We start from the raw sequence: 26,875 nt of genomic DNA, 5'->3' as shown, positions 1-26,875 counted from the left end.
TCATGCCAAAATCATATTTAATTACAGGGGGCGCCGGATTTATCGGCCTTACCTTCACAAAGATGATGCTGAAAGAAACAGATGCGCAGATTACCGTCCTGGATAATCTCACGTATGCAAGCAGGCCGCTTGAAATAGAAGCCTTAAAAAAGAACGGCCGTTTCCGTTTTATCAAAGGTGACATTTCTGAAAAAGAGGACATTGACAAAGTCTTTTCCCAAATGTATGACGCTGTCATTCATTTTGCGGCTGAATCCCATGTGGACAGAAGCATAAATCAGGCAGAGCCGTTCATCACAACAAATGTAATGGGCACATACCGACTGGCGGACGCGGTGTTACAGGGAAAAGCCGGCAGGCTGATTCACATTTCCACAGATGAGGTGTACGGAGATTTGGCGCCGGATGATCCCGCTTTTACAGAGACGACGCCGCTTTCTCCGAACAATCCGTATTCCGCCAGCAAGGCAAGCTCAGACCTGCTTGTCATGTCTTATGTGAAAACCCATAAGCTTCCTGCCATCATTACGAGATGCAGCAACAATTACGGGCCGTACCAGCACCATGAGAAAATGATTCCGACCATTATCAGGCATGCTGTAAACGGCACGCCGGTTCCGCTGTACGGCGACGGGATGCAGATCAGAGACTGGCTGTTTGCCGAAGATCATTGCCGCGCCATTAAGCTCGTGCTGGAAAAAGGAACACTCGGCGAAATTTACAATATCGGCGGAGGAAATGAACGGACGAATAAAGAGCTTGCGTCATTTATCATGAAGGAGCTCGGTGTCGAGGAACAGTTTGCTCATGTCGAAGACAGAAAAGGGCATGACCGCCGTTACGCCATCAATGCTTCAAAGCTGAAAAATGAGCTGGGATGGCGGCAGGACGTCACATTTGAAGAAGGAATGAGAAGAACCATTCGCTGGTATACAGACAGCCAAGACTAATCGGAAAGAAGGGGATCCGATTGACGAAGGTATTAGTAACCGGAGCGGCCGGTCAGCTGGGGCGGGAGTTATGCCGCCAGCTGAAGCGGGAAGGGTATGAAGTGATCGCCTTGACAAAAGCGATGATGAACATATCCGACCAGCGTTCGGTGCGGCACTCGTTCAGCCATTACAAGCCGGATATCGTCGTCAATACGGCGGCATACACCTCCGTTGACAAATCTGAAACGGAGCTCGACAAAGCGTATTTAATAAACGGAATCGGCGCTTATTATGCCGCGCTTGAGGCTGAAAACACCGGCGCGAAATTCATTCACATCAGCACCGATTATGTCTTCAGCGGCAAAGGAACACGGCCATACCAGACCGATGATCCCGCAGATCCGGGCACGATTTACGGAAAAAGCAAAAAACTCGGCGAAGAACTGATCCGGTTAACGGGAAAAAACCACACCATTATCAGAACGTCGTGGGTGTACGGCAGCGGCGGGCACAACTTTGTCAATACGATGCTGAAACTTGCGGATACACATGATCAGGTTCGTGTCGTTAACGATCAAGTCGGCGCACCGACGTACACAAAGGATTTAGCCGAAACGGTGATCGGTCTGTTTGACAGGCCGCCGGGCTTGTACCATGCCGCAAACAGCGGAGTGTGCAGCTGGTATGAATTTGCCAAGGCTATTTTTGAAGAAAGCGGCAGAACCGCCGCCGTGCTGCCCGTCACGACGGAGGAATACGGAAATGAGACGCCGCGCCCCGCTTACTCGGTGTTGAGCCTTGAGTCGATTGAACGGCAGGGGCTCGGCATGAGGCATTGGCGGGAAGCGCTGCAGGATTATTTACAAAGGGAGGGACAGTGCAAGTGATCGAAGGCGTAAAAATTAAAAAGCTGATCAAACACAGCGATGACCGGGGTTTTTTCTCAGAACTCGTCCGTGACGATGAACATCTCTTAGAGCGTTTCGGGCAGGCTTCCTGGTCCAAAAGCTATCCCGGCGTCATTAAAGCGTTTCACTATCATGAGAAACAGGATGACCTGTGGTTTTTCCCGACAGGCCACGCCCAGGTCGTGCTGCATGACCTTCGCGAAGAGTCGGCAACCAAGGGAGAAACGGATGTCTACTACATGGGAGAAGACAATCCGATGCTCCTTCTCATTCCCAAAGGCGTCGCACACGGGTACAGAGTGCTGGGCGAAACCCCGCTGACCATTATTTATTTCACGACAATGTCCTACAATCCGGATCAGCCTGACGAAAAAAGAATTCCGTGGAATGATGACACCATCGGATTTGACTGGCAGACGGCTCACCGGTAGCGCACAAGACGAAGACAGCGGATGTCTTCGTTTTTTTGTGCTGATTCATCTCGCGAAAAATAAATGATTGAATATTCTAAAAAATAATTTACTTCCATGGATAAAGGTGGTAGATTATTCTCAGGAAAAGAGAAACCCAATTCGCGAATGGAATCATCAGACACGCTTTTCCGGCAGAGGACGCTCTGAATCCTATATGATCTGGAGGAATTCATGATGTTAAAAAGAAAATCATTTTCTGCCTTTCTCATCAGTGCTGCGGTATTTTCAGCTGTGTTCTTGCCATCTTTTCATGCGAACGCCCAATCTGCCGTTATTGAAGCGAAAACCGTCAATAGTACGAAAGAATACGCGACGTCTGATATTGAAGTCACATACAAGCCGAATGCGCTGCTTGCCGTCGGTGCCGTTGAATTTCAATTTCCTGACGGGTTCAACGCCACTGTGAGGGACTCTGTAAACGGAAGAACACTGAAAGAAACGCAAATTCTCAACTACGGAAAAACGGTCAGACTTCCGCTTACCCTTGACTTATTGGGCGCGTCTGAATACAATCTCGTCCTGGTGCGTAAAAACCTTCCGCGCGCGGGCACGTATACAATTAAAGGCGATTACGTAAACGGTTTGGGGGCCGGCAGTCTCTATGCCGAAACAAAGCTGGTTATTGACCCGCGTTAATCCGGGATGAAAGAGGCTGACAACAGCCTCTTTTTTATGCGCAAAATCCTGGCATGAATCTTGCATATAAAAAGGGGTGTAACGACAATGTGAAAGGGATTGATGGGTTTTGGTGTAAAAGCGCTTACATTTCGTTCTGCCGGTAATTGAAGCTTACACGTAAAATACGATGAGGTGATAAAACATGTCAGCCAACCCGCTTTCTAAAAGCACTCAGAAAGATGAAGAAAAAGAAGTTCTTAATTTGTTCTTGTCCACACAATCGATCATAAAAGAGGCCCTGCGCAAACTGGGCTATCCTGACAATATGTATGAACTGATGAAAGAGCCGATGCGGCTATTGACCGTACGCATCCCCGTCAAAATGGACAGTGGTTCAGTACAGGTTTTCACGGGCTACCGCTCACAGCATAATGACGCAGTCGGCCCGACAAAAGGGGGCGTGCGGTTTCATCCGGAAGTCAGTGAAGAAGAGGTTAAGGCGCTTTCCATCTGGATGACTTTAAAATGCGGCATCACAAATCTTCCTTACGGGGGCGGAAAAGGCGGCATCATCTGTGATCCGCGGACGATGTCATTCGGAGAGCTGGAACGGCTGAGCCGCGGATATGTGCGCGCGATCAGCCAGATCGTCGGTCCGACAAAGGATATCCCGGCTCCCGACGTATATACCAACTCGCAGATTATGGCATGGATGATGGACGAATACAGCCGCCTGAGAGAATTTGATTCACCGGGATTCATTACGGGCAAACCGATTGTTCTCGGCGGTTCACAGGGGCGGGAGACGGCGACCGCGCAAGGCGTCACGATTTGTATTGAGGAAGCCGTTAAGAAAAAAGGGATTCCATTGGAAAATGCGCGGATCATCATTCAGGGGTTCGGAAATGCGGGGAGCTTTCTCGCTAAATTTATGCATGACGCCGGCGCCAAGGTGATCGGCATCTCAGACGCCCACGGGGCTTTGTATGACCCTGACGGCCTTGACATTGATTACCTGCTGGATAAGCGGGACAGCTTCGGCACGGTGACGAATCTCTTTTCTGATGTCATAACGAACCGGGAGCTGCTGGAAAAGGACTGTGATATTCTCGTGCCTGCCGCAATCTCCAATCAGATAACGGCTGAAAACGCACATCACATTAAAGCCTCAATCATTGTGGAGGCGGCGAACGGCCCGACAACGATAGACGCCACGAAAATCCTGAATGAAAGAGGCGTGCTTCTCGTGCCGGATATTTTGGCAAGCGCCGGCGGCGTGACGGTGTCTTATTTTGAATGGGTGCAAAATAATCAAGGCTTTTACTGGTCTGAAGAGGAAGTCGCCGGAAAACTGCGCAGCGTCATGGTGAATTCGTTTGAATCCATTTATCAGACAGCGCATACCCACAAAGCCGATATGCGTTTGGCCGCCTATATGACAGGCATCAGAAAGTCGGCTGAAGCGGCCCGGTTCCGCGGCTGGGTATAAGTGTTATCCGCAAAGAGATTTTGCATCAGTTATATAGCGGATTGCAAAATTTCTTTGCGTTTTCAGATTGCAGCTGACAGATTCGGACAAGCTTTCGGCAAAGATTTTCTTTTTTTATCACAAATTGCTATGCTGGTATGCTTCTTGCATCTTTATTAAGCGTGAGCACACATTACAAAATACGGGGAGGAATTCTAATGACAGTTTCATACGCACACGAACCATTTACAAATTTTCAGGAAGAGACAAATAAACAATCGTTTCAGGAAGCGCTGGCTTATGTGAATTCACAGCTCGGCAAGCATTATCCGCTTATCATTAACGGTGAAGCGATTGAAACGGATAAAAAGATCATTTCCGTCAATCCGGCAGATAAAAAAGAAGTGATCGGTTCTGTATCGGCAGCCGGAAAAGAACTTGCGGAAAAGGCCATGCAGGCTGCGCTGCAGGCATTTCAAACATGGAAAAAAGTACGGCCGGAACACCGCGCGAATGTGCTGTTTAAAGCGGCGGCGATCATCCGCAGAAGAAAGCACGAATTCTCCGCGTATCTAGTGAAAGAAGCGGGAAAACCGTGGAAGGAAGCGGATGCGGATACGGCGGAAGCGATCGACTTTTTAGAGTATTACGCCCGTCAGATGCTGAAACTGAAAGACGGTTCTCCTGTAAAGAGCCGTGACGGAGAATATAATCAGTATCACTATGAGCCGCTTGGGGTGGGAATCGTCATTTCTCCATTCAACTTCCCGCTTGCGATCATGGCGGGAACGGCGGCGGCAGCCATCGTAACAGGCAACACGATACTTCTGAAACCGGCGGATGCGGCGCCTGTCGTGGCGGCGAAATTCGTTGAAGTAATGAAAGAAGCGGGCCTGCCGGACGGCGTGCTCCAATTCATACCGGGCGACGGAGGAGAAATCGGCGACTATCTGGTTGAGCATCCGAAGACGAGATTTGTGTCGTTTACAGGCTCCCGCGCGGTCGGATGCCGCATCTATGAACGCGCCGCAAAAGTACAGCCGGGCCAAAAGTGGCTGAAACGGGTCATTGCCGAAATGGGAGGGAAAGATACGGTGCTTGTAGACAGAGATGCTGATCTTGATCTTGCCGCTTCCTCAATCGTGTATTCCGCCTTCGGATTCTCAGGCCAAAAATGTTCAGCCGGTTCGCGTGCGGTCATTCATCAGGACGTCTATGATGAAGTTGTTGAAAAAGCCGTCGCTTTAACAAAATCACTCACCGTCGGAAGTCCGGAAGATTTTGATACATACATGGGGCCAGTCATCCACGAAGCATCTTATAATAAAGTCATGAGTTATATCGAAATCGGCAAAACAGAAGGAAAACTCCTGACGGGAGGCGAAGGTGATGATTCAAAAGGATACTTTATTCAGCCGACCATTTTTGCGGATGTTGATGAAAACGCCCGCCTGATGCAGGAGGAAATTTTCGGCCCGGTCGTCGCGATCTCAAAAGCCCGTGATTTCGACCATATGCTTGAGATTGCCAATAATACCGATTATGGACTGACGGGCGCTCTGTTATCGAAAACCCGCGCGCACATTGAACGCGCCCGCGAAGATTTTCACGTCGGAAATCTATACTTCAACCGCGGCTGTACGGGAGCGATTGTCGGATACCAGCCGTTCGGCGGCTTCAATATGTCAGGAACCGATTCGAAAGCCGGAGGACCTGACTATCTGATTCTTCATATGCAGGCAAAAACAACGTCTGAAGCCTATTAATCTTTCGGAAATAGCGCGATGAAAAAAGAGTCGCGCTATTTTCTCTATATGAGGGTAAGGAGGATGGAATATGTATCAGCAGCTCAGCAAAATGCTTCCGGAGGAGAAAATAGAAGCCATTACGAAATCACTGGTGGCCTTAAACAGCATCAACGGCACATTGGGAGAAGGAAAAAAAGCCGACTATATCAAAGATATGATCAAGAGCTTTCCCTACTTTCAGGAGAATCCGTCACATGTGTGGGAGCAGGCGATTCCTGAGGACCCTTACGGCCGCAAAAATATTTTCGCATTTATTGAGGGAAACGGCGAAAGCCTGAATACGGTCATTTATCACGCTCATCTTGATACGGTCGGCATCGAGGATTTCGGCCCTTTAAAAGATATCGCTTTTGATTCCGACCGTCTCGCGGAATATTTCTCAAACTATGAATTTGATCGGGATGTGCAGCGGGACGCCCGCTCAGGCGAGTGGATGTTCGGAAGGGGTTCGGTTGATATGCAGAGCGGTATTGCCGTTCATCTCGCCAATCTGCTTCACTTTTCTGAACGGCGCGATCAGCTGCCGGGCCATATTCTGTTCATGGCAAACCCGGATGAAGAAAGCCAGCATTCCGGCATTTTAACCAGCATTTCTGAATTAAAACGGCTGAAACAAGAAATGCAGCTTCGTTATTTAGCAGCGATTAATAACGATTTTATCACGCCGCTGTATGAGGGTGACACGACAAGGTACATATACACGGGCGCGGCAGGGAAGCTTTTGCCTTGCTTTGCGATTTACGGGCGGGAGGTGCATGTCGGAGATACGCTGTCCGGCATCGACCCGAATTTGATCGCGTCAGAAATCACCAGAAGAATTCACAACAATATTCATATGGCGGAAAACATTGAAGGGGAGCTTGTGCTTCCGCCGACCTGCCTCTACCAGCGTGACAATAAGGAAGCGTATAACGTGCAGACCGCCGTCAGCAGCTATGTCTATTTTAATTATTTTATTTACGAGAAAACCGCCAAAGAAGTCATGGATCAGCTGACCGCCGTGGCTGACGAAGCCTGCAAAGAGACAGAACAAAAATTATCTGATTATTACGACGAATACTGTGAGAGAACGAGCCTGCCGAAAAAAGAGATGTCATGGAACGTTCAAGTGTACAGTCTGGAAGATTACCTGAAAAGGCTGAGAAGCCGCGGGATAGACCCTGCACAGTGTATCGGGCAGGCATTTAAAACATATGAACATCTTGAACTGCGGATGAGATGTTTTAAAGCCGTCGAAGAACTGCAAAAACTCGATCCTGAGCAGGGAGCTAAAGTCATTATTTTCTATGCGCCGCCTTATCTTCCGCACAATTATCTGAAGGAAGAAAGCACACGGGACCGGCTTTTACAGCATGTCATTCAAGAAGCGGTCGATAAAACAGCGGCATCAACCGGAGAAACATTCGTCTTTAAAAAGTTTTTCCCTTATTTAGCGGACGGAAGCTTTTTATCGCTGCATGAAACAGACGAGGAGGTCTCCGCCTTTACCGATAATTTTCCGGGCTGGGATGTCATCGGGACGATTCCTTTTAAAGAAATCAGGGAATTGAATATTCCGTCGGTCAATATAGGGGTATACGGAAAGGACGGCCATAAATGGACGGAACGCGTGTACAAACCGTACACATTCCATGTGCTGCCGGAACTCATTCAGCAGACGACAATGCATCTTTTGCACAGCTACCGATTAGACATACGCACAAATGGCTGACATAACGGAATAAGGGGGATGTATATGCAGGGAGATACCAATCAAAATGAATTGCAGCGCACGATGAAGGGCCGGCATTTGTTTATGATCGCCCTCGGCGGCGTGATCGGGACAGGGCTTTTTCTGGGCTCCGGTTTTACGATCAGTGAAGCGGGACCGATCGGCGCGATATTGGCTTATGTGATCGGCGGATTTTTAATGTATCTGGTGATGCTTTGTTTGGGGGAGCTCGCGGTTGCCATGCCGGTCGCAGGATCATTTCAGGCGTATGCCGCAAAGTTTCTCGGGCCGTCGACGGGATTTACGATCGGATGGATGTACGCATTCAGCTGGGCCAATACAGTGGGGCTTGAGCTGACGTCGGCGGGGATTTTAATGCAGCGATGGTTTCCGGCCGTTCCGATTTGGGTGTGGTGCCTGGTATTCGGCGTCGTCATTTTTTCCATTAACGCGCTGTCTGCACGGAGTTTTGCGGAAATGGAATTTTGGTTTTCCAGCATTAAGGTCATGGCCATTGTATTGTTTATTATTCTCGGCTGCGCTGCGGTATTCGGCTTTGTCGGTTTTAACGGCGGGCAGACGGCTCCGTATCTGTCAAACTTTACGACGGACCAAGGGCTTTTCCCGAACGGTGCCCAAGCCGTGCTGTTTACCCTTGTCATGGTGAATTTTTCATTCCAGGGTACCGAACTGGTCGGAATCGCCTCGGGAGAAAGCGAAAATCCGGAAAAGACGCTTCCCCGCTCGATCCGAAACGTCATATGGCGGACGCTGTTTTTCTTCGTGCTGGCGATGTTTGTTCTCGTGTCCATTTTGCCGTATCAAACGGCAGGCGTCATCGAAAGCCCGTTTGTGGCTGTGCTGGATAAAATCGGCGTTCCTTATGCGGCTGATATCATGAACTTTGTCATTCTGACCGCCATGCTGTCGGTGGCGAATTCCGGGCTGTACGCTTCGTCCAGAATGATGTGGTCCCTATCAAAAACTAAGATGGGCCCCGCTTCCTTAACGAAACTGACGAAAAAAGGCGTGCCTCTGAAAGCTCTTTCCATCACCATCGCCATCTCCGGTTTATCCCTGCTGACAAGTGTAGTCGCGGCTGAAACGGTGTATGTGTGGCTCATTTCCATCTCCGGTATGATTACCGTCGTCGCGTGGATGTCAATCTGCGCTTCACAATTCGTTTTCCGGAGACGCTTTCTTGCTGAAGGAGGAAATCTGAAAGACCTGGCATTTAAAACGCCTCTTTATCCGATTGTGCCGATTCTCGGATTTTCGGTTTACGGTCTTATCTTAATCAGTCTCATCTTTATCCCCGACCAGCGTATCGGTCTGTACTGCGGCGTCCCGCTGATGATCATCTGTTACGCGTATTATCACTTCGGTATCAAAAAACGCCTGAAGCGTGAGCCGGCTTCTTCGGGAAAAGGCGCTGCCGGATAAGAAAAAAAGCCCTTCGCTTAAAGCGGCGGGCTTTACTTTGTGTTTCGTTTGGCCGACAGAACATAGGATAGAACGGCACAGAACTGAAAACCGAAAATGCTGACGGCCATCGGCCAGGCATTTTCTTCTCCGGCAATACCGACAAGGGGAGCGGCAGCCGCACCGCCGATAAAGGGCAGGAGTCCGAGAAGAGCCGCAGCGCTTCCCGCGCCTTTCTCCTGTTTCTGCATAGCCAAAGAAAATCCCGTCGTCGTGACGATCCCCACAGAAGAAACAATGATGAATAAAGAAATGCAGACTGCCGCCAGGCCTAAACCAAACGCAAGTGATAAAAGCAAAGCGATGCTCCCGATGACGGCAATCATCAGACCGGAGACAAACAGCTTCCGTTCATCATGTGTTTTGGCCATCCGTCCGGTGATTTGGGTGGCGCATATGATTCCCGCACCGTTTACGGCGAACAGCAGGCTGAACATTTGGGCCGATACGCCGTAGATGTTTTGCAGTACAAACGGCGACCCGGCAATATATGCGAACATGCCGGTCATCACAAATGCCTGGCTGAGCGCAAATCCCATAAACATCCGGTCGCCAAGCAGGCCGCGAAACGTCATCAGCGTCTCCCGGAGTCCGCCGCTTGTCCGCTTTTCCGGCGGGAGTGATTCAGGCAACGCCGTAAGCACGGCGGCAGAAATGATACAGCCGATTACCGCCAGCACGATAAATACGATTTTCCAGCCGGCGAACTGAAGGATAAATCCCCCTGTAATCGGCGCTAAAATCGGCGCCGCCCCATTGACGAGCATCAGTAATGAGAAAAAAGCCGTCAATTCTTTTCCGGAATACATATCGCGTGCGGAAGCCCGTGCGATGACGATTCCGGCCGCCCCGGTGAATCCTTGAATAAACCTCATGACAATTAAAAACGAAACAGAAGGGCTGAAGGCGCATAATAAAGAAGACAGCGTATAAAGCAGCAATGACAGAATCAGCGGCTTCCGGCGCCCGATCATATCACTGAGCGGCCCGACAACGATCTGCCCGACCGCCAGCCCCAAAAGACAAAACGTCAGGCTCAGCTGCGCAAGTGACGCTGTCGTATGAAGATCGGCCGCCACTTCAGGCAAAGCGGGCAGATACATATCGAGCGAAAGCGGCCCGAATGAAGCGAGCGTCCCGAGAATCAGTACCATGCCGAGGCCTGCGCGGGCGGCCTTTGAATCAGCGTTATTCATTTCATAACCCCCCACCTTAACAAATGATTCTATCACTATAGCATAACCAGACGGTGTATTTTATATCATTTATTGAATATAAACTAAATATTTTATTTAAAATCTGAATGTAAATAAAAAATCAGAATTAGTTTTCATGTGAAATGTAAAATGAAATATAAGGATGCTAAACTATAAAACAACAAAAGGTAGAAAAGTTTTACGGAAGAGGTGTTCAAAGAGCATGAACAGCAAACAAACCGATCACATCGAAACGAAACGCCGATTTCCGGTCTGTCTCGCGCTTGCTTTGACATTAGGGGTATTTGCCGCGGGTTCTGAAGAGCTGGTGATTTCTCCGCTGCTTCCGGATTTAGCGCGGGCTTTCAGCTCGGATGTCAGTGTGCTGGCGCTTTCCATCAGTATTTACGGAGTGATGATTTTTATCGGGGCGCCGCTTCTCGTTCCGCTGGGAGATAAATATTCCCGGGAACTCAGTCTGCTGGCGGGACTGCTTATATTTACGGCCGGCACGGTGATCTGCGCGCTGGCGCACAATCTCTTTTTCTTCTTTCTGGGCAGGGCGCTTTCCGGGCTTGCGGCGGGTGCGTTTGTGCCGACAGCATACGCGGTGGTCGGCGACCGTGTGCCTTATGCGTACCGCGGCAAGGTGATGGGTCTGATCGTGTCAAGCTGGTCGCTCGCTTTGATTTTCGGCGTTCCGATCGGCTCTTTTATCGGCGGCGTTTTGAATTGGCGGTGGACGTTTTGGATTTTCGCCCTCATGTCTGTCCTCGTTGCTTCGCTCATTTTCATTGAGGCGCGCCGCAGCACGGCGGATGGGAATAAAACAGAAGAGGAAAACGGACGGCAGGCAGGCACTTTCCGGGATGCGCTGAAGGTGCCCCGTGTCCCTGTATACCTCACGATCACTTTTTGCAACATGATCGGTTTTTACGGCATGTATTCCTTTCTCGGCACATATCTTCACCGCGTGCTGCCGGGGGGGAATACAGCTTCAGGGCTGCTGATCATGGTGTACGGAATCGGTTTTTCCATGAGCGTGTTCACCGGAAAAATCGCAGATAAGGCGGGGAAAATGCGCTCTTTGATCGCGGCATTGGCCGTGATCAGCATATGGCTTTCCTGTCTCGCCTATGCGCCGTCATCAATGCCGTTTTTGGTCATCGGGTTATTCGTCTGGGGGTTGATGCAAAGCCTGACGGTGACCTTGCTCAGCACTATTTTAAGTGATTGCTCACAGAGCCGCCGGGGCAAAATCATGGCATTTTACAGTCTGGCGTCCAATTTGGCCGTCACCTTGGGTTCTGCTGTCATGGGTCCGGTCTATGTCGGATACGGATATGCAGCTGTCGGATTTATCTGTGCGGCCGTCACCCTCATCGGCTTTGTCCTCAGCGTTTTCGCATACAGAAGGTATGGAAAATATGAGCATAAGACCGACCAATCATTGTATCGGTAAAATAAAGTTTCTATAATTTTGTAAATGTTAATTTTTAACACCTTATATCATAAGGTGTTTTCTAATATATAGGAATAATTATCAATATTTTCAAATAATATTGACAGCTTGAACGTCTATGGATAATATTTACTTAAAATTTAACAGATTGGTTGGTGCTCATGATTATATTGGATAATAGCATTCAAACAAAAAGCAAGGCTTATTCAATATCTAAACTGATTACGATCAACACGCTCGGTCCTGAAGGGACAAGCAGTGAGTACGCAGCAAAAAACTTCATCACCAATTTCACCCTTCTCCAAGGGGTGAACAGCAAATTATCACTGCATGATACATTTGAATCGTGCATTGAAAAAACGCTTCAAAGTCCGCTGGAATACACAATTGTGCCTCACGCGTATGACGGCATTAAGCACTTCTACATGAGACCGGATCTGCAGCTTCTGCAAATTTTCAGGTGCGACACCCCGATGTACGGCCTGGCTGTCCGGCCCGGTTTTGAATATACGGATGACATGCTTGATAAGACTGTCATCGTATCCCACCCGTCTCCTATCAATTTGATTAAGTATTTTACCCGTAAAGATGTCACGTTTGATCTGGTGAACTCAACGAGCGCAGCCGCGAAAAGAGTGAAGGACGGTTTGTCCGACATCGCGCTGACAAATGAGCTGGCCAGACAAAAGTACGGCCTTCACTTTGTCAAAACATTTAAAAGCATTCCCATGAGCTGGTCATTATTCGGAAAAGGAGAGATTCATGATGAAAACTGAACAAGATTTGCAGGAACTTTATTTCCCGACGCCTAAATTAATAGAATGGGATAACGGAGTAAGACAATATTCGTCCGTCAGAGGCGATACGGAAGTTCTGCTTTCTTACGTTCCGCCGCATACAAACGTGGAACCGCATCAGCATAAGGAAGTCCAAATCGGCCTTGTCGTTTCCGGCGAGCTGTCCATGACTGTCGGAGATGTCACAAGAAAGATGACAGCGCTGGAATCAGCCTATATCGCGCCTCCTAACGTGCCTCACGGCGCAAGAAATGAGACGGATCAAGAAGTGATCGCCATTGATATTAAACGCCTGAAAGCCGGTGAAACCTATACAAGCCCTGAGGATTATTTTTTGAATATTTTTAAAACAAGAGACTTATTGCCTGGGATGGAAGTCACGTTCTTCGTGGAAGACTGGGTGGAAATCATGCTTGCCAACATTCCGGGCAACGGAGGAGAAATGCCGTTCCATAAACACCGCAATGAACAGATCGGCATCTGCATCGGCGGCGGCTATGATATGACCATTGAAGGCTGCAAAGTGGATATGACATTCGGCACAGCTTATTTCTGCGATCCGAGAGAAGATCACGGCGCCATCAACAGATTTGAAAAAGATTCAAAATCAGTCAATATCTTTTTCCCTCCGCGCTATAACAGAGCAAAAGCGAAAAAATTAGAGGCGAAAGAGTCATGAACCTGACGGATAAAACCGTCCTCATCACAGGGGGCGCATCAGGCATCGGTTATGCCGCGGTTCAGGCGTTTCTGAATCAAGAGGCGAATGTGGTCGTCGCGGATATTGATGAGGCGCAGGGAGAAGCGATGATCCGGAAAGAAAACAATGACAGGCTGCATTTTGTGCAGACGGATATTACAGATGAACCGGCATGTCAAAATGCCATCCGGTCAGCGGTTGACAAGTTCGGCGGATTGGATGTGTTAATCAATAACGCCGGCATCGAAATTGTCGCCCCGATTCATGAGATGGAGCTGAGCGATTGGGACAAAGTGCTCAACGTCAATCTGACGGGCATGTTTCTTATGAGCAAGCACGCGCTCAAGTATATGCTCAAAAGCGGCAAGGGCAATATCATTAACACGTGCTCCGTCGGAGGAGTAGTCGCATGGCCCGACATTCCCGCATATAACGCTTCTAAAGGCGGCGTATTGCAGCTGACGCGTTCGATGGCCGTCGATTACGCCAAACACAACATCCGCGTCAATTGCGTGTGCCCGGGAATCATTGACACACCTTTGAATGAAAAGTCGTTCCTTGAAAACAACGAAGGCACGCTTGAAGAAATCAAAAAAGAAAAAGCGAAAGTCAATCCGCTGCTGAGACTCGGCAAGCCTGAAGAAATAGCGAACGTCATGCTGTTTCTCGCTTCGGATTTATCAAGCTATATGACCGGAAGCGCGATCACCGCAGACGGTGGATACACCGCACAATAGAGAAGGAGTGTTTACATATGGAGAGAAAAACAGTATTGGTTATCGCTGACCTTGGGGGATGCCCGCCGCATATGTTTTACAAAAGCGCAGCCGAAAAATACAACCTCGTCAGCTTTATTCCGAGACCTTTTGCAATTACAGCCTCTCATGCGGCATTAATTGAAAAATACTCGATTGCGGTCATTAAAGATAAAGACTATTTTAAGAGTCTGGCTGATTTTGAGCATCCCGATTCGATTTACTGGGCTCATGAAGATCATGACAAACCTGAGGAAGAAGTCGTCGAAGAAATCGTCAAGGTGGCTGACATGTTCGGGGTTGACGCCATTACGACCAACAATGAACTGTTTATCGCTCCGATGGCAAAAGCGTGTGAACGTCTCGGCCTGCGGGGAGCGGGCGTACAGGCCGCTGAAAATGCCAGAGATAAAAACAAAATGAGAGCCGCCTTCAACCGGGCCGGCGTCAAGTCCATCAAAAACAAACGGGTGACGACGCTGGAAGATTTCCGCGCCGCGCTTCAGGAAATCGGAACGCCGCTCATTCTGAAGCCTACATATCTGGCGAGCTCCATCGGCGTGACGCTCATCAAAGAGAGGGAAACGGCAGAAGCAGAATTTAACAGAGTCAATGAATACCTGAAGTCGATTAACGTACCGAAAGCGGTCACGTTTGAAGCGCCTTTTATCGCGGAAGAATTTTTGCAGGGCGAGTATGACGACTGGTACGAAACAAGCGGTTATTCCGACTATATCAGCATAGAAGGCATCATGGCCGATGGGGAATACTTCCCTGTGGCGATTCATGATAAAACACCGCAAATCGGATTCACGGAGACATCCCATATTACGCCGTCCATCCTGGATGATGACGCAAAGCGGAAAATCGTCGAAGCTGCCAAAAAGGCGAATGAAGGACTCGGCCTCGAAAACTGCGCGACACATACAGAAATAAAATTAATGAAAAACCGGGAAGCCGGATTGATTGAATCAGCGGCACGATTTGCGGGATGGAACATGATTCCGAATATTAAAAAGGTCTTCGGCGTCGATATGGCGCAGCTGTTATTGGATGTTCTCTGTTTCGGAAAAGAAGCCGATCTGCCGAAAGGATTATTGGAGCAGGAGCCGTGCTATGTCGCCGACTGCCACTTGTATCCTCAGCATTTCAAAGAGAACGGCCAGCTGCCTGAGACGGCTGTCGATTTCGTCATTGAAAGCATTGACATTCCCGACGGCGTCTTAAAGGGAGATACCGAAATCGTTTCTTTCTCGGCGGCCGAGGCGGGTACGTCCGTGGATCTGCGGCTGTTCGAAGCGTTCAACAGCATTGCGGCGTTCGAGCTGAAAGGAAGCAATTCGGGTGACGTGGCCGAATCAATCAAACAAATTCAGCAGCAGGCGAAGCTGACTGCAAAGTATGCGTTACCGGTATGAAACAGCTGAAACCGAACTCTAAGTATTTGCTTTTCGGGCAGGCGCTTTCGTTTATGGGAGACTATTGCGTTCTCCCGGCCCTGCTCATTTTGTCTACATACTATCACGACTACTGGGTGACGTCCGGCGTCATCGCGGTCCGCAGTATTCCGATGGTGTTTCAGCCGTTTTTAGGCGTGCTCGTGGACCGGCTCGACAGGGTGAAAATCATGCTGTGGACGGATGTGATCAGAGGTGTCATCTTTTTGGGGCTGACATTTCTCCCGAAAGGCGAATATCCGCTGCTTTTTCTGGCGCTGCTGTTTATTTCTTACGGAAGCGGCGTGTTCTTTAACCCGGCACGTCTCGCGGTCATGTCGTCTTTAGAAGCGGATATTAAAAATATCAACACTTTGTTTGCAAAAGCCACGACGATTTCGATTATTGTCGGCGCTGCAGCCGGCGGACTTTTTCTGTTAGGCGGTTCTGTGGAGCTTGCCGTCGCGTTTAACGGGGTGACCTATCTTGTCTCCGCGTTTTTCATCAGACGCATTAAGCTTCAATACGTGCCGATTCAGTCAGAAAACGTAAGAGAAGCTTTTCAGTCGTTTAAAGAAGGCCTGAAGGAAATCAAAACAAATGCTTTTGTGTTAAACGCCATGTTCACGATGATTACGATGGCGCTTTTGTGGGGTGTCGTCTACAGCTATTTCCCGATTGTCAGCCGCTTTTTAGGCGACGGGGAAATCGGCAATTTCATCCTGACGTTCTGTATCGGCTTCGGCGGCTTTATCGGCGCCGCTCTTGTCAGCAAATGGGGCTTTAACAACAATAAAGGGCTGATGTATTTTACAGTGTTATCGATCGTCTCGCTTGCGCTGTTTTTGTTTACCCCGATTTTCGCCGTGTCAGTCATTGCCGCCATTCTTTTCTTTATCGCAATGGAATACGGTGAGGTGCTGGCGAAGGTCAAAGTTCAGGAGAACGCGGCGAACCAGATTCAGGGCCGGATCTTTTCGGTGGCGGAGGCGTCCATCGGATTGTGCATCGCCGTCGGTTCCATGCTGATCAACATTATAGACGCGGCAGTCATCATGGCATTTATCGTCCTTTTGGTCAGCGGGCTGTTTCTGCATACAAAACTGGTCAATAAATCCTTTTCAGAACGGAATAACGAATCAGAGCAAATTCATTTATAAGGAGCCTTTCAGATGGAAATCATACCGTCCGACGTCATCAAGACACTTCCGAAACAGGAATTTTCGCTCGTTTTTCAAAAGGTAAAAGAGATGGAGAAAACAGGAGCCCAGATCATTAATCTCGGGCAGGGGAATCCCGATCTCCCCACTCCGCCGCATATCGTTGAAACATTGCGGGAGGCTGCGCTGAATCCTTCGTATCACGGATACGGCCCGTTCAGAGGCTATCCGTTTCTGAAAGAAGCCATCGCGGAATTTTATGAGAGAGAGTACGGGGTATCGGTCAATCCGGAGACAGAAGTCGCGCTGTTCGGCGGAGGGAAAGCTGGTTTGTACGTTTTGACGCAATGCCTGCTGAACCCCGGCGATATCGCCTTAGTCCCGAACCCCGGCTACCCTGAGTATTTATCGGGAATCACAATGGCCAGAGCGGAGCTGCATGAGATGCCGCTTCATCCGGAAAACGGCTATCTGCCGGATTTTGAGGAGATTGATCCCGCCGTCCTGAAAAAAGCCAAGCTGATGTTTTTGAATTACCCGAATAACCCGACGGGCGCGACTGCGGATCAGGCGTTTTATGAAAAAGCGGCTGCGTTTGCAAAAAAACATGACATCCATCTTATTCACGATTTTGCATACGGCGCGTTCGAATTTGATCAGAACCCGGCCAGCTTTCTTCAGGCGAAGGAAGCAAAAACAGTCGGCGCGGAGCTTTATTCATTTTCGAAAACCTTCAATATGGCAGGCTGGAGAATGGCATTTGCCGTGGGGAATGAGAAAATTATTCAGGCGGTCAATGAGTTTCAGGATCACGTCTTCGTCGGCATGTTCGGCGGCCTTCAGCAGGCGGCAGCGGCGGCGCTGTCAGGAAATCCTGAGCATACGGAGCGTCTGAAGCGCACATATAAAGAACGGATTGATTTTTTCACGGCGTTATGTGAAAAGGAATTAGGCTGGAGCATTGAAAAACCGAAAGGGACTTTTTATGTCTGGGCTGAAATTCCGAATGAATTCGAGTCTTCACACCAGTTTTCGGACTATCTGCTGGAGCATGCCCATGTTGTCGTGACGCCCGGCGAGATTTTCGGCAGCGGCGGAAAGCGTTATGTCAGAATATCAATGGTGGCAAAACAGGGCGATTTAAGGGAAGTCGTGCTGCGGATTCAAAAGCTAGGTTTGTCCTTTCCTTCATTACAAGAAACATCCCGCTGAGAGCGGGATGTTTTTATTATATGCTTTTCATGCTACCGCCGTCGGCTGACACTTGCTGTCCGGTAATATAGGAGGCTTCTTCAGAGGCAAGAAAGGCAGCCAGCGCCGCGGTTTCTTCCGCAGTTCCGACACGCTTCATCGGGACGCCTGAGGCAATCCGTTCCTCCGCTTCCGCTTTAGAAATGCCGTTTTGCTTCATGACATTCTTCACGAATTGGTGATAACGGTCTGTGGCGATAAATCCGGGATTCAGACAGTTGACAGTAATGTGAAAAGGCGCAAGCTGAATGGCGATGTTTTTGCTGGCATTAATTAAAGCGGCGTTCATCATGCTGTTGGTAAACATATTGGCGCCGGGTTCTTTCCATAGGTTTCCGACGATATTAATGATTCTGCCGAATTCGTGCTGTTTCATGATCGCTGCGGCCGTTTTCATAGAGTCGATATAGGCGATCGTTTTATTCGTAAAGGTATTTGTCATATCCTCTATATCGCAGTTTTCAAAGGTATCCGGCGAGCCGCCCGGAATGTTGTTGATCAATACATCAAGCCGTCCGCATTGTGATCTGATTTCTTCAAAAATGCCGGCTCTCGCCTTCTGGTCCGACATATCGCCGGCCAGAACGGTGACGCCCGCATCCGGATGTTTGGCGAGGATCTCTTCTTTTACCGATTCGATATTTTCGGGAACTCGTGAATTAATGACGGTATGAAAGCCATTGTCAGCCAGTTTCAGAGCGATCGCTCTGCCGATCCCCTGACTGGCTCCCATAATAAATGCGGTTCGTTTTGACAACTGTCTGCACCCCTTTACCAAAATGGAATCTCCTTTACATCGTAAAAAAAAATGATAAAAATAGCAAATTTTATTTAAATTCTGACAAAGAAAAAATAATAAGCGAACTTAACCTTAGTTGAAATAAAAGTTTCATTAATCAGCATAGCATCAATTTTGAAATAATTTATTAAATGTTAAAAAATACCCTTTTATTAAAAGAGTCCTTACGTTAGCATATAAAATATTCAAAAAACAAACCGGGAAAGAGAATAAAGAATTAAAAAGGAGGTTAGTTTTAATGAAAAAAAGGAGCGCATAATTATTGTAATATCAATCCTCATAATATTTTGTTCATTGATAGCAGTTGCATCAAATATCTATCAAAAAAATGATAATTTATATGCTGGACAGGCTACTACAAATGAAGTGAGAAATGCAATAAAAGATCAAAATCACGTATTTGTATACTATTATCAAATAAATTGTCTTCATTGTAAAAGGGTTTCACCATATCTTATTCCGATGGGAGAGAAAATGAACGGAAAATTCCTTATATTAAACATCGAAGGTGATCAAAAATCTTGGGAAAGTTATAAGATAAATCAAACACCGACATTAGTCGTTTATAAAAATGGAAGGGAAACTAATAGAATTGAAGGGGAACAGACTAAGAATAAATATAAAAACTTTTTTAATTCGGAAAGTTGAGCATGTATCCATAGCAATCATATCAATAATAATGCTGTATTCTGGTTTTATGAAATTATTTGACGTATATAGTTTTATATTTTCACTACAATATTATCAATACATACCCGAGTCAATGTATCTAATAGTAGGGTTTGCAGTCCCCATTATTGAAATAGTGATTGCGTTTTTGATCTGGGTGAAACGATTTCGATATTTTTTCGTAATATTTTATAAACTGTTAATCACAATATTTCTTATTCTGTTAATGGCTAATTTCGGTAGATATTTTCCGTATGGTTGTGGTTGTTTTGGTAATGGAAACGCAGAAACTATTGGTTATTCAACGATTTTCAGAGAGGTTTTGTTTTTAATTCCAAGTTCTTTGTACTTAATCTTAAGGAAATATTGAATATATAAATATTTTCGGTTAACCGCAATTTTTTTATATTATGATTACAAAAAAAGGAAATGGAGAGATCATATGATTAAAAAAATTTGGGATGCAAAGCACTACCTACTGTTGACTTTATCAATTTTATTGGCAATTTCGTGTATATTACCTAATTTTGCATCAGCGGATTATGAGCCAGGAGATGAAAAATTAAGTAGAGCATCCAGATCTGAAACATTAAAAATTGATGACTGGATTAAAGATTGGGGAAAAAAAGATGAAAAACTGGCGTTGATGAAGAAGTACAGCAAAAACATAGAGTTTGATAACAACAAAAGACATATGATGAAAGTTGAGAATTATGGAACTAAAACGCTTTATTATGCTTATTATCCTTTAAAAGGAGAAAACGTCGAAAAAGATAGCAATTTTATCGTTATACTAGATGAAAATGGTAAAATTATAGAGGACTACTCTTTATTTGGTGTAAGGGAGAAATCAGGGAAAGTTGCTTCAAAGGTGATTAAAAATAAAAAACTCATTTATAATGCTGAAATTAATAAATCTGGAGAAGTTGAATCAGGTTTTGTTATTAAAGACAATGGTGAAAAAGTTGATTTAACAAAAAGCATGTCTTCTCAGGGGTTTAAGCAATGGTGGAACTGCTTTAATTCTTGTTTATCGGGACAAGGAGTTGCTTCGTGGGCAATCGCTGCATTAGCCACACTATGTGGTGTTGCTTGTGCTAGCACTGCTGGTGCTGGTTGCTATGCTTGTCTGTTGGCAGCTGATGTTGCAACTGGTTCTGTAATAGGAGTTTGTTATGGACGATGTAAAAGTAAATTTTAAATTTATAAAATTAGCAGGGCAATCCCCTGCTAATTTTTTATAAAGATCAAGTAAATATTGGGCTCAGTCAATCGTTTTTAAATTATAAATATAAGGAGCCTAATGTATGGTAGTGTGGTTCCAAAGATTTTGTTTTAAAGGGGTTTTCAAAGGTGAACAATATAACGAAAACAGAGAGTGAAATCATTGATCTAATAGCTAAAGAAAAATCCAATATAGAAATAGCTGAACAATTAGGTTATTCTCAAAGAGCTATTGAATATCATATAGCAAAAATACGTAAAAAGTTAAATGTACGTTCTCGAGTTGGAATAATAGTAAAAGCTTTCAAAAAAGAATTAATTTAACTAACTTTCAGTATTAATTGTTAGTATTTCTTATTTAGAATGAGGATCGATATAAATGCTGTACTTATAACTAACGAGGAAAATAAGAGTAAAATCTGTTCTTTGTCTAGGTTGATTAAATTAAAATAAAATATTGTCAAGAAAATGAAAAGATAAATTAAGGTCAGCATAAAAGTATAGGCTAAGCTCTTCTGTATTATAAACTTTCCTCGTTCATCTCTTTTTAATGGTAATGATGGGAAGGTAGCCCATAGAACAAAGCTTATTATTGAAAGAGTTAAGATGGGAAAAGTTATTGAAGGTAATTTTGTTTGCGTAAATATTGATAGTGCTATAAAAGCTCCTGAGACGATAATGAAAAAAACAAAAGATATTAAAAAAAAGTTCTTCTTCATTTTTATTCCTCCTCTAACAAAAATATATTCTCTACACTTTCCTTGAAAATCTTTGCTATTTTCAAAGCTAAGGGCAGAGAGGGATTATATTTCCCATTCTCAATTGAAATGATGGTTTGTCTGGACACTTTTAATTTCAAGGCTAGCGTTTCCTGTGAATAAGAATGCCTCTGTCTAATTTCTTTTAACCGATTTTTCACTCATATTTCACCTCATTTCGATACAACAATTGCTCGGTGAGTAAAGTGTACTTTACGTAAAGTAAACTTTACATCAAGTTCAATATTTTGTCAATAGTTTTTTGGAAAAAGCCTGATTTTTAAAATCAGGCTTTAACAACTTATTACACATGCAAAAACTTCGGAAGCGTGTCGAGAGACAAGCGGTTTCCGACAAAAAATGAACCGAATTCGCCGTAGCGCGCGCTGACTTCATCAAAGCGCATTTCATAAACAAGTTTTTTGAACTGAAGCACATCATCGCTGAAGAGCGTGACGCCCCATTCGTAATCGTCAAAACCGACAGATCCCGTGATAATCTGTTTGACTTTGCCGGCATAGCTCCGTCCGATCAAGCCGTGGCTTCTCATCAGGTTTCTGCGTTCATCCATAGAAAGCATGTACCAGTTGTCATTGCCGCTTCTTCTTTTATCCATCGGATAGAAGCAGACGTATTTCGCTTCAGGCAGCTCAGGATACAGGCGGGCGCGGACATGCGGATTTTCATACGGATCGCCTTCTCCGCTTGCCAGGTAGTTGCTCAGCTCAACCACGGAAACATAAGAATAAGCCGGGATTGTAAATTCAGCAAGCTTTGATTTGTTAAATTCAAGCTCGATTTCGTTCAGCTCTTCCATTGTCGGGCGAAGAATCATCAGCATAAAATCAGCTTTCTGTCCGACGATGCTGTAGATGGTTTGCGAGCCTTTGCCTTCTTTTTGGGCGACGCCCCATTTTTCAAGCAGTCCCGTAAATTCGTGAATAATCGACAGGCGCTCATCGCTGGATAACATCTTCCATGACGTCCAGTCCATTGTGCGGAAATCGTGAAGCGCGTACCAACCGTCAAGCGTTTGGGCGGCTTCGTTCGTTTTTTGCTGCTCACTCATGTATCTTCACTCCTATATCTTTTCATTACATTGATGCCTTCACTATACCACAGTTTAACCGTTTCGGCTGTGGAGAAACCTTGAATAATCCGAAGCCTTGTGTCAGAAACTAAGCCGTGAAACAAACCGTCAATTAAATTAGTTAGAAAAATAAGATTTCTTTTTGAAAGCGCTATAATAGAAGTTGGTTATTTGAATTTAGCTGGAAGAAGAGTATGCTGTAAAAGTAAGCGTTTTTTGTCAACATAGAGGAGGGAATATCGTGGCAGATTTATTTACAAAAGTACAAGAAAAAGTCGCAGGAAAAGATGTGAAAATCGTATTTCCTGAAGGGTTGGACGAACGTATCCTGGTTGCGGTCAACAACTTGGCGGGCAACAAGGTATTAAAGCCGATTGTGGTCGGCAATAAAGAAGACATTCAGGCAAAAGCGAAAGAATTAAATCTTACGCTTGACGGCGTGGACATTTTTGACCCGCATACATATGAAGGCATGGAAGAACTCGTTCAGGCTTTCGTAGAACGCCGCAAAGGCAAAGCGACGGAAGAACAGGCCCGCAAAGCTTTGCTGGACGAAAACTATTTCGGCACGATGCTTGTGTACAAAGGTCTCGCAGACGGACTTGTCAGCGGAGCTGCACATTCTACAGCCGATACGGTGCGCCCTGCACTGCAAATCATTAAAACAAAAGAAGGCGTGAAAAAAACATCAGGCGTCTTCATCATGGCCCGCGGTGACGAGCAGTATGTGTTCGCTGATTGCGCGATCAACATTGCTCCTGACAGCCAGGACCTTGCCGAAATCGCCATTGAAAGCGCCAATACGGCTCAAATGTTTGACATTGACCCGCGCGTTGCCATGCTCAGTTTCTCTACAAAAGGATCGGCGAAATCAGACGAGACGGACAAAGTGGCTGAAGCCGTGAAAATTGCGAAGGAAAAAGCGCCTGAGCTTACGCTTGACGGCGAATTCCAATTCGACGCTGCATTTGTGCCGTCTGTCGCGGAGAAAAAAGCGCCGGACTCCGACATTAAAGGAGACGCGAATGTATTTGTATTCCCAAGCCTTGAAGCAGGAAACATCGGCTACAAAATCGCTCAGCGCTTAGGCGGCTTTGAAGCGGTCGGACCGATTCTGCAAGGATTGAATATGCCTGTAAACGATCTTTCCAGAGGATGTAATGCGGAAGACGTCTACAATCTTGCGTTAATTACGGCTGTTCAAGCGCTGTAATCCGCAAAAGCCGGCCTTTACGAGGTCCGGCTTTTTTTATAGAAAGAACGTCACTGCGGCCCAGCCGAACAGGGACAAACAGAGAGAACCGATCAAGCCTGCTGCGAGCGCCCGCCAGCCGCTATGACGAAACGCCGATATATGGACTTTCAAACCGAGACCCGCCATCGCCATACCGATTAAAACATAAGACACTTGAACAAGAAACGCGGAAAACGAAGCTGAAATAACGCCTGATGTATGGATGGCGCTCATTCCGAGAAATCCGAAGATAAACCAAGGGATGGGGAGCGAAGCGGCAGAAGCCGTCTTTGACTTTCCGCTGCGGCGCGCCCGCATTCCGAGCATGAATGCGGCCGGGACGAGCAGCGCGACCCGGGTCAGTTTGACGATCACCGCCATCTCGACGGCTGCTTTTCCTCCGGCGCTGCCGGCCGCCGCCGCATGCGCCACTTCGTGAAGCGTTGCCCCGCAAAAGGCCCCGTAAGCCGCAGGAGAAAACCCCAATCCATGATAAGCAAGAGAATATACAACAGTAAAAACGGTTCCTAATAACGAAACGGCGGCCGCGCTGATGGCGGCTGCATTTTCATTTGATCTGATCTGCGGCGCGATCGCGGCAATGGCTGCCGCCCCGCAGATCGCTGTGCCGCAGGCTGTCAGCGTGCTGAGTGTCTGATCTATACGGAACAGCCGGGACAGTCCGTATACAACGGCACCCGCAAACATCATACAGCAGACGGCAATTGCAAATACGTGCCAGCCCGCATGATAGATATCCGCCAGATTCAGTCTCATGCCAAGCAGGATGATGCCTGCTTTCAGCAAGTATTTGCTTGAGAACGCGATCCCCGGCTCTAATGCCTCCCGCTGTCCGAATACGGCGCGCCAGAGCATGCCGATCAGCATGGCAAGGACAAGCATTCCGAGCATATGCAAAAACGGCAGGCGGCTGACATAGAAAGCCGCAAACGCAATTCCTGCGGTAACTGAAATACCTTTTACCATCATCATCTCAGTCACTTCCCATTATCTTGATAACTCCACTTTACTGCGGTCTTAATCATTAGTAAAATATATTTATATGATATAAACGATTAGGAAAAATAATGATTAGGGGCGATGCTTTTTGTATTATGGGGAACTGAAAACATTCATTGCCGTCGTGGAAGAAAAAAACTTTACAAAGGCGGCGCAGAAGCTGATGATTTCTCAGCCGAGCGTGAGCCTTCACATTAAAAACCTGGAGAAAGAATTTCAAACTGCCTTGCTGAACCGCTCTCCGAAGCATTTTACGACGACGCCGACGGGGGACATTCTCTATCAGCGCGCCAAGCAGATGGTCTTTTTGTACGAACAGGCGAAATCCGAAATTTACGCCCACCATCATTATGTCAAAGGGAAGCTCAAAATCGCCGCGAGCTTTACCATCGGCGAATATATTCTGCCGCCGCTTCTCGCAAAGCTTCATAACGAGTATCCCGAACTGAACCTGGACGTCATGATCGGAAACACGGAGGAGGTCAGCGAAGCGGTTCGGATGCTTCAAGCCGATATCGGATTAATTGAAGGGCATACGGGGAAAAACGAGCTCGACATTCAGCCGTTTATGGAGGATGAATTGTGCATTGCCGCACCGAACGGACACCCGCTCGCCGGCAGAAAAAACATCCCGGCTGCCGAATTGCAAAATCAAGCGTGGGTGACAAGGGAGAAGGGTTCGGGAACGAGGGAATATTTAGACCATGTCCTTCAATCAAACGGACTGCGGCCGAAATCCATGATGACGATCAGCAGCAACCAGGGCGTCAAGGAAGCCGTGATCAGCGGAATGGGTCTTTCCGTTCTGTCAAAAAGCGTGCTGCAAAAGGATCTGCTTCACGGCAGCATTTCCGTGCTTGAGATAAAAGGATTCTCCTTAAAACGGAAACTGTCTATCATCCAATCTTCCATTATGGAGAACACAAAAAACAAAGAAATCTTCATCGCTCTTTTGAAAAGCCAATTTCAATCATCTCAAGCGGAGTGATATAATAAACGCATGGAAAGCCTATGACGAAAGGGATTTAATATAGATGGGAAAGCAACCGATTGATTTACTGATGCAGCCGAGCTGGAGAATCATTGACCAATCCAGCCTCGGCCCTTATTTTGATGCGAAGCAGTCATTCGCAATGGATGATACGCTGTGCGCCTCCGTAGGCAAAGGGGAATCGCCTGCGACGGCACGCTCTTGGGTGCACCACCGGACGATCGTGCTCGGTATTCAGGACACACGCCTGCCGTTTTTAGGGGACGGCGTGAAATTGCTGGAGGACGAAGGCTACCGTGTCATTGTCCGCAATTCAGGAGGCCTAGCGGTCGTTCTCGATGAAGGCGTATTGAATATCTCGCTTATTTTTGAAGATGAGAAAAAAGGCATCGACATTGACAGAGGCTACGAGGCGATGACAGAGCTGGTGCGGCGGATGCTGCGTCCGCACAATGCCGAAATTGAAGCACATGAAATTAAAGGATCGTACTGTCCGGGCAGCTATGATCTCAGCATCGGCGGCCGAAAATTCGCGGGAATCTCACAAAGACGCCTGCGGGGCGGAACCGCGGTTCAGATTTACCTCTGTGCCGATAAAAGCGGAAGCGAACGCGCCGATCTGATCAGACGTTTCTATCAAGCCGCTTTAAAAGACAAAAGCAACGATACAAAAGGCGTATATCCCGATATCCGGCCCGAAACGATGGCCTCATTAAGCGAATTGCTGCAAACAGACATTACCGTGCAGGACTTAATGCTGGCGCTTTTGACTGAACTGAAGGAACTCAGCGGACGCCTGTATGCAGCCGGATTATCGCCGGAAGAGGAAATGGTATTTGAAAAAAATCTGACCCGAATGCTGGAACGGAATGAGAAGGTGTTCGGCACGCAGGAAAGCTTGGACTGAGTCCGGGCTTTTTTTGTTTTTGGTAA

The 26,875-nt window shown here is 46.9% G+C and carries 27 protein-coding genes; 22 read left to right on the top strand and 5 right to left on the bottom strand.

Features of this window, described 5'->3' with window-relative positions:
- Positions 1-2 precede the first annotated feature (2 nt).
- From rfbB to VP472_RS18480, 8 genes are all read left to right on the top strand, one after another.
- Positions 3-950, top strand: coding sequence for a dTDP-glucose 4,6-dehydratase (gene rfbB / locus VP472_RS18515; protein WP_070082545.1), 948 nt, complete (start codon positions 3-5; stop codon positions 948-950).
- Positions 951-970: 20 nt separating this feature from the next.
- Positions 971-1,819: a dTDP-4-dehydrorhamnose reductase gene (gene rfbD, locus VP472_RS18510; RefSeq protein ID WP_146275763.1), complete on the top strand. Its 849-nt coding sequence runs from the start codon at positions 971-973 to the stop codon at positions 1,817-1,819.
- Positions 1,816-2,271: a dTDP-4-dehydrorhamnose 3,5-epimerase family protein gene (locus VP472_RS18505; protein ID WP_003150986.1), complete on the top strand. Its 456-nt coding sequence runs from the start codon at positions 1,816-1,818 to the stop codon at positions 2,269-2,271. The genes rfbD and VP472_RS18505 overlap by 4 nt, the downstream gene beginning before the upstream one ends.
- Before the next feature lie 216 nt (positions 2,272-2,487).
- The gene (gene bslB / locus VP472_RS18500; protein WP_003150988.1) at positions 2,488-2,949 is read left to right on the top strand and encodes a biofilm surface layer hydrophobin BslB; all 462 of its coding nucleotides are present in this window, start codon (positions 2,488-2,490) and stop codon (positions 2,947-2,949) included.
- Between the two features lie 184 nt (positions 2,950-3,133).
- Positions 3,134-4,420: a Glu/Leu/Phe/Val family dehydrogenase gene (locus VP472_RS18495; RefSeq protein WP_146275761.1), complete on the top strand. Its 1,287-nt coding sequence runs from the start codon at positions 3,134-3,136 to the stop codon at positions 4,418-4,420.
- 197 nt (positions 4,421-4,617) lie between these two features.
- Complete coding sequence (gene pruA, locus VP472_RS18490) at positions 4,618-6,165, top strand: L-glutamate gamma-semialdehyde dehydrogenase (RefSeq protein WP_003150992.1); 1,548 nt, start codon at positions 4,618-4,620, stop codon at positions 6,163-6,165.
- Positions 6,166-6,235: 70 nt separating this feature from the next.
- A complete protein-coding gene (locus VP472_RS18485) occupies positions 6,236-7,918 on the top strand; it encodes a M20 family metallopeptidase (protein WP_146275759.1) in 1,683 nt (560 codons plus the stop codon).
- Between the two features lie 24 nt (positions 7,919-7,942).
- The gene (locus tag VP472_RS18480) at positions 7,943-9,361 is read left to right on the top strand and encodes an amino acid permease (RefSeq protein ID WP_146275757.1); all 1,419 of its coding nucleotides are present in this window, start codon (positions 7,943-7,945) and stop codon (positions 9,359-9,361) included.
- Positions 9,362-9,393: 32 nt separating this feature from the next.
- Here the strand turns inward: VP472_RS18480 and VP472_RS18475 are convergent, their stop codons facing one another.
- The gene (locus tag VP472_RS18475; RefSeq protein ID WP_014306037.1) at positions 9,394-10,596 is read right to left on the bottom strand and encodes a multidrug effflux MFS transporter; all 1,203 of its coding nucleotides are present in this window, start codon (positions 10,594-10,596) and stop codon (positions 9,394-9,396) included.
- A 223-nt stretch (positions 10,597-10,819) separates the two neighbouring features.
- Here VP472_RS18475 and VP472_RS18470 point away from each other — a divergent pair, with 223 nt between their 5' ends.
- From VP472_RS18470 to VP472_RS18440, 7 genes are all read left to right on the top strand, one after another.
- Positions 10,820-12,058 (top strand): MFS transporter, encoded by a 1,239-nt coding sequence (locus VP472_RS18470; RefSeq protein WP_014306036.1) that lies wholly within the window; start codon positions 10,820-10,822, stop codon positions 12,056-12,058.
- 161 nt (positions 12,059-12,219) lie between these two features.
- Positions 12,220-12,834 (top strand): bacilysin biosynthesis protein BacA, encoded by a 615-nt coding sequence (locus VP472_RS18465; RefSeq protein WP_003150997.1) that lies wholly within the window; start codon positions 12,220-12,222, stop codon positions 12,832-12,834.
- Positions 12,824-13,534, top strand: coding sequence for a 3-((4R)-4-hydroxycyclohexa-1,5-dien-1-yl)-2-oxopropanoate isomerase (locus VP472_RS18460; RefSeq protein WP_003151000.1), 711 nt, complete (start codon positions 12,824-12,826; stop codon positions 13,532-13,534). Before VP472_RS18465 ends, VP472_RS18460 begins: the two co-directional genes overlap by 11 nt.
- Positions 13,531-14,292 (top strand): dihydroanticapsin 7-dehydrogenase, encoded by a 762-nt coding sequence (bacC, locus tag VP472_RS18455; protein WP_003151003.1) that lies wholly within the window; start codon positions 13,531-13,533, stop codon positions 14,290-14,292. Before VP472_RS18460 ends, bacC begins: the two co-directional genes overlap by 4 nt.
- Positions 14,293-14,309: 17 nt before the next feature.
- Entirely contained in the window at positions 14,310-15,728 is a 1,419-nt protein-coding gene (locus tag VP472_RS18450; protein WP_146275754.1) for an alanine--anticapsin ligase, read from the top strand.
- Positions 15,725-16,906, top strand: coding sequence for a bacilysin exporter BacE (locus tag VP472_RS18445; protein ID WP_146275752.1), 1,182 nt, complete (start codon positions 15,725-15,727; stop codon positions 16,904-16,906). The genes VP472_RS18450 and VP472_RS18445 overlap by 4 nt, the downstream gene beginning before the upstream one ends.
- Before the next feature lie 12 nt (positions 16,907-16,918).
- Positions 16,919-18,118: a transaminase BacF gene (locus tag VP472_RS18440; RefSeq protein WP_017418687.1), complete on the top strand. Its 1,200-nt coding sequence runs from the start codon at positions 16,919-16,921 to the stop codon at positions 18,116-18,118.
- A gap of 16 nt (positions 18,119-18,134) precedes the next feature.
- Here the strand turns inward: VP472_RS18440 and VP472_RS18435 are convergent, their stop codons facing one another.
- Positions 18,135-18,914, bottom strand: coding sequence for an NADPH-dependent reductase BacG (locus VP472_RS18435; RefSeq protein ID WP_017418688.1), 780 nt, complete (start codon positions 18,912-18,914; stop codon positions 18,135-18,137).
- Between the two features lie 258 nt (positions 18,915-19,172).
- Here VP472_RS18435 and VP472_RS18430 point away from each other — a divergent pair, with 258 nt between their 5' ends.
- From VP472_RS18430 to VP472_RS18420, 4 genes are all read left to right on the top strand, one after another.
- Positions 19,173-19,604 carry a thioredoxin family protein gene (locus tag VP472_RS18430; RefSeq protein WP_146277424.1) on the top strand — a complete coding sequence of 144 codons (432 nt, stop codon included), beginning with the start codon at positions 19,173-19,175 and terminating at the stop codon, positions 19,602-19,604.
- Complete coding sequence (locus tag VP472_RS20170) at positions 19,528-19,995, top strand: MauE/DoxX family redox-associated membrane protein (protein WP_142385906.1); 468 nt, start codon at positions 19,528-19,530, stop codon at positions 19,993-19,995. The genes VP472_RS18430 and VP472_RS20170 overlap by 77 nt, the downstream gene beginning before the upstream one ends.
- A gap of 72 nt (positions 19,996-20,067) precedes the next feature.
- On the top strand, positions 20,068-20,826 hold the full coding sequence (locus VP472_RS18425) for a hypothetical protein (RefSeq protein ID WP_146275750.1): 759 nt from the start codon (positions 20,068-20,070) through the stop codon (positions 20,824-20,826).
- A gap of 152 nt (positions 20,827-20,978) precedes the next feature.
- Positions 20,979-21,173 carry a response regulator transcription factor gene (locus VP472_RS18420; RefSeq protein WP_017418691.1) on the top strand — a complete coding sequence of 65 codons (195 nt, stop codon included), beginning with the start codon at positions 20,979-20,981 and terminating at the stop codon, positions 21,171-21,173.
- A gap of 397 nt (positions 21,174-21,570) precedes the next feature.
- Here the strand turns inward: VP472_RS18420 and VP472_RS18415 are convergent, their stop codons facing one another.
- Positions 21,571-21,768: a helix-turn-helix transcriptional regulator gene (locus VP472_RS18415; RefSeq protein WP_017418693.1), complete on the bottom strand. Its 198-nt coding sequence runs from the start codon at positions 21,766-21,768 to the stop codon at positions 21,571-21,573.
- A gap of 143 nt (positions 21,769-21,911) precedes the next feature.
- A complete protein-coding gene (hemQ, locus tag VP472_RS18410; protein WP_003151011.1) occupies positions 21,912-22,676 on the bottom strand; it encodes a hydrogen peroxide-dependent heme synthase in 765 nt (254 codons plus the stop codon).
- Positions 22,677-22,938: 262 nt separating this feature from the next.
- On the opposite strand from hemQ, the gene pta reads away from it, so the two are divergent.
- Positions 22,939-23,910, top strand: a complete 972-nt coding sequence (gene pta, locus VP472_RS18405) for a phosphate acetyltransferase (protein ID WP_094247414.1) — start codon at positions 22,939-22,941, stop codon at positions 23,908-23,910.
- A gap of 36 nt (positions 23,911-23,946) precedes the next feature.
- On the opposite strand, the gene VP472_RS18400 is transcribed toward pta, so the two are convergent.
- Positions 23,947-24,924: a YeiH family protein gene (locus tag VP472_RS18400; protein ID WP_094247415.1), complete on the bottom strand. Its 978-nt coding sequence runs from the start codon at positions 24,922-24,924 to the stop codon at positions 23,947-23,949.
- A gap of 115 nt (positions 24,925-25,039) precedes the next feature.
- On the opposite strand from VP472_RS18400, the gene VP472_RS18395 reads away from it, so the two are divergent.
- Positions 25,040-25,939 carry a cysJI operon transcriptional regulator CysL gene (locus tag VP472_RS18395; RefSeq protein WP_007407666.1) on the top strand — a complete coding sequence of 300 codons (900 nt, stop codon included), beginning with the start codon at positions 25,040-25,042 and terminating at the stop codon, positions 25,937-25,939.
- 46 nt (positions 25,940-25,985) lie between these two features.
- Positions 25,986-26,849 (top strand): octanoyl-[GcvH]:protein N-octanoyltransferase, encoded by an 864-nt coding sequence (locus tag VP472_RS18390; RefSeq protein ID WP_146275748.1) that lies wholly within the window; start codon positions 25,986-25,988, stop codon positions 26,847-26,849.
- Positions 26,850-26,875: the final 26 nt, after the last annotated feature.

The sequence above is a fragment of the Bacillus sp. MT(2024) genome, assembly GCF_036362845.1.
GTDB lineage: Bacteria > Bacillota > Bacilli > Bacillales > Bacillaceae > Bacillus > Bacillus velezensis.
The sequence above is the reverse complement of the archived record's forward strand: the minus strand, read 5'-3'. Positions and strand labels throughout refer to the sequence as shown.

What these genes read in the sequence shown, in the direction of transcription:
- rfbB (WP_070082545.1), top strand. Translation starts at nt 3, where the DNA reads ATGCCAAAATCATATTTAATTACAGGGGGCGCCGGATTTATCGGCCTT.
- bslB (WP_003150988.1), top strand. Translation starts at nt 2,488, where the DNA reads ATGTTAAAAAGAAAATCATTTTCTGCCTTTCTCATCAGTGCTGCGGTA.
- VP472_RS18495 (WP_146275761.1), top strand. Translation starts at nt 3,134, where the DNA reads ATGTCAGCCAACCCGCTTTCTAAAAGCACTCAGAAAGATGAAGAAAAA.
- pruA (WP_003150992.1), top strand. Translation starts at nt 4,618, where the DNA reads ATGACAGTTTCATACGCACACGAACCATTTACAAATTTTCAGGAAGAG.
- VP472_RS18485 (WP_146275759.1), top strand. Translation starts at nt 6,236, where the DNA reads ATGTATCAGCAGCTCAGCAAAATGCTTCCGGAGGAGAAAATAGAAGCC.
- VP472_RS18480 (WP_146275757.1), top strand. Translation starts at nt 7,943, where the DNA reads ATGCAGGGAGATACCAATCAAAATGAATTGCAGCGCACGATGAAGGGC.
- VP472_RS18475 (WP_014306037.1), bottom strand. Translation starts at nt 10,596, where the DNA reads ATGAATAACGCTGATTCAAAGGCCGCCCGCGCAGGCCTCGGCATGGTA.
- VP472_RS18470 (WP_014306036.1), top strand. Translation starts at nt 10,820, where the DNA reads ATGAACAGCAAACAAACCGATCACATCGAAACGAAACGCCGATTTCCG.
- VP472_RS18465 (WP_003150997.1), top strand. Translation starts at nt 12,220, where the DNA reads ATGATTATATTGGATAATAGCATTCAAACAAAAAGCAAGGCTTATTCA.
- VP472_RS18460 (WP_003151000.1), top strand. Translation starts at nt 12,824, where the DNA reads ATGAAAACTGAACAAGATTTGCAGGAACTTTATTTCCCGACGCCTAAA.
- bacC (WP_003151003.1), top strand. Translation starts at nt 13,531, where the DNA reads ATGAACCTGACGGATAAAACCGTCCTCATCACAGGGGGCGCATCAGGC.
- VP472_RS18450 (WP_146275754.1), top strand. Translation starts at nt 14,310, where the DNA reads ATGGAGAGAAAAACAGTATTGGTTATCGCTGACCTTGGGGGATGCCCG.
- VP472_RS18445 (WP_146275752.1), top strand. Translation starts at nt 15,725, where the DNA reads ATGAAACAGCTGAAACCGAACTCTAAGTATTTGCTTTTCGGGCAGGCG.
- VP472_RS18440 (WP_017418687.1), top strand. Translation starts at nt 16,919, where the DNA reads ATGGAAATCATACCGTCCGACGTCATCAAGACACTTCCGAAACAGGAA.
- VP472_RS20170 (WP_142385906.1), top strand. Translation starts at nt 19,528, where the DNA reads ATGGAAGGGAAACTAATAGAATTGAAGGGGAACAGACTAAGAATAAAT.
- VP472_RS18425 (WP_146275750.1), top strand. Translation starts at nt 20,068, where the DNA reads ATGATTAAAAAAATTTGGGATGCAAAGCACTACCTACTGTTGACTTTA.
- hemQ (WP_003151011.1), bottom strand. Translation starts at nt 22,676, where the DNA reads ATGAGTGAGCAGCAAAAAACGAACGAAGCCGCCCAAACGCTTGACGGT.
- VP472_RS18400 (WP_094247415.1), bottom strand. Translation starts at nt 24,924, where the DNA reads ATGATGATGGTAAAAGGTATTTCAGTTACCGCAGGAATTGCGTTTGCG.
- VP472_RS18390 (WP_146275748.1), top strand. Translation starts at nt 25,986, where the DNA reads ATGGGAAAGCAACCGATTGATTTACTGATGCAGCCGAGCTGGAGAATC.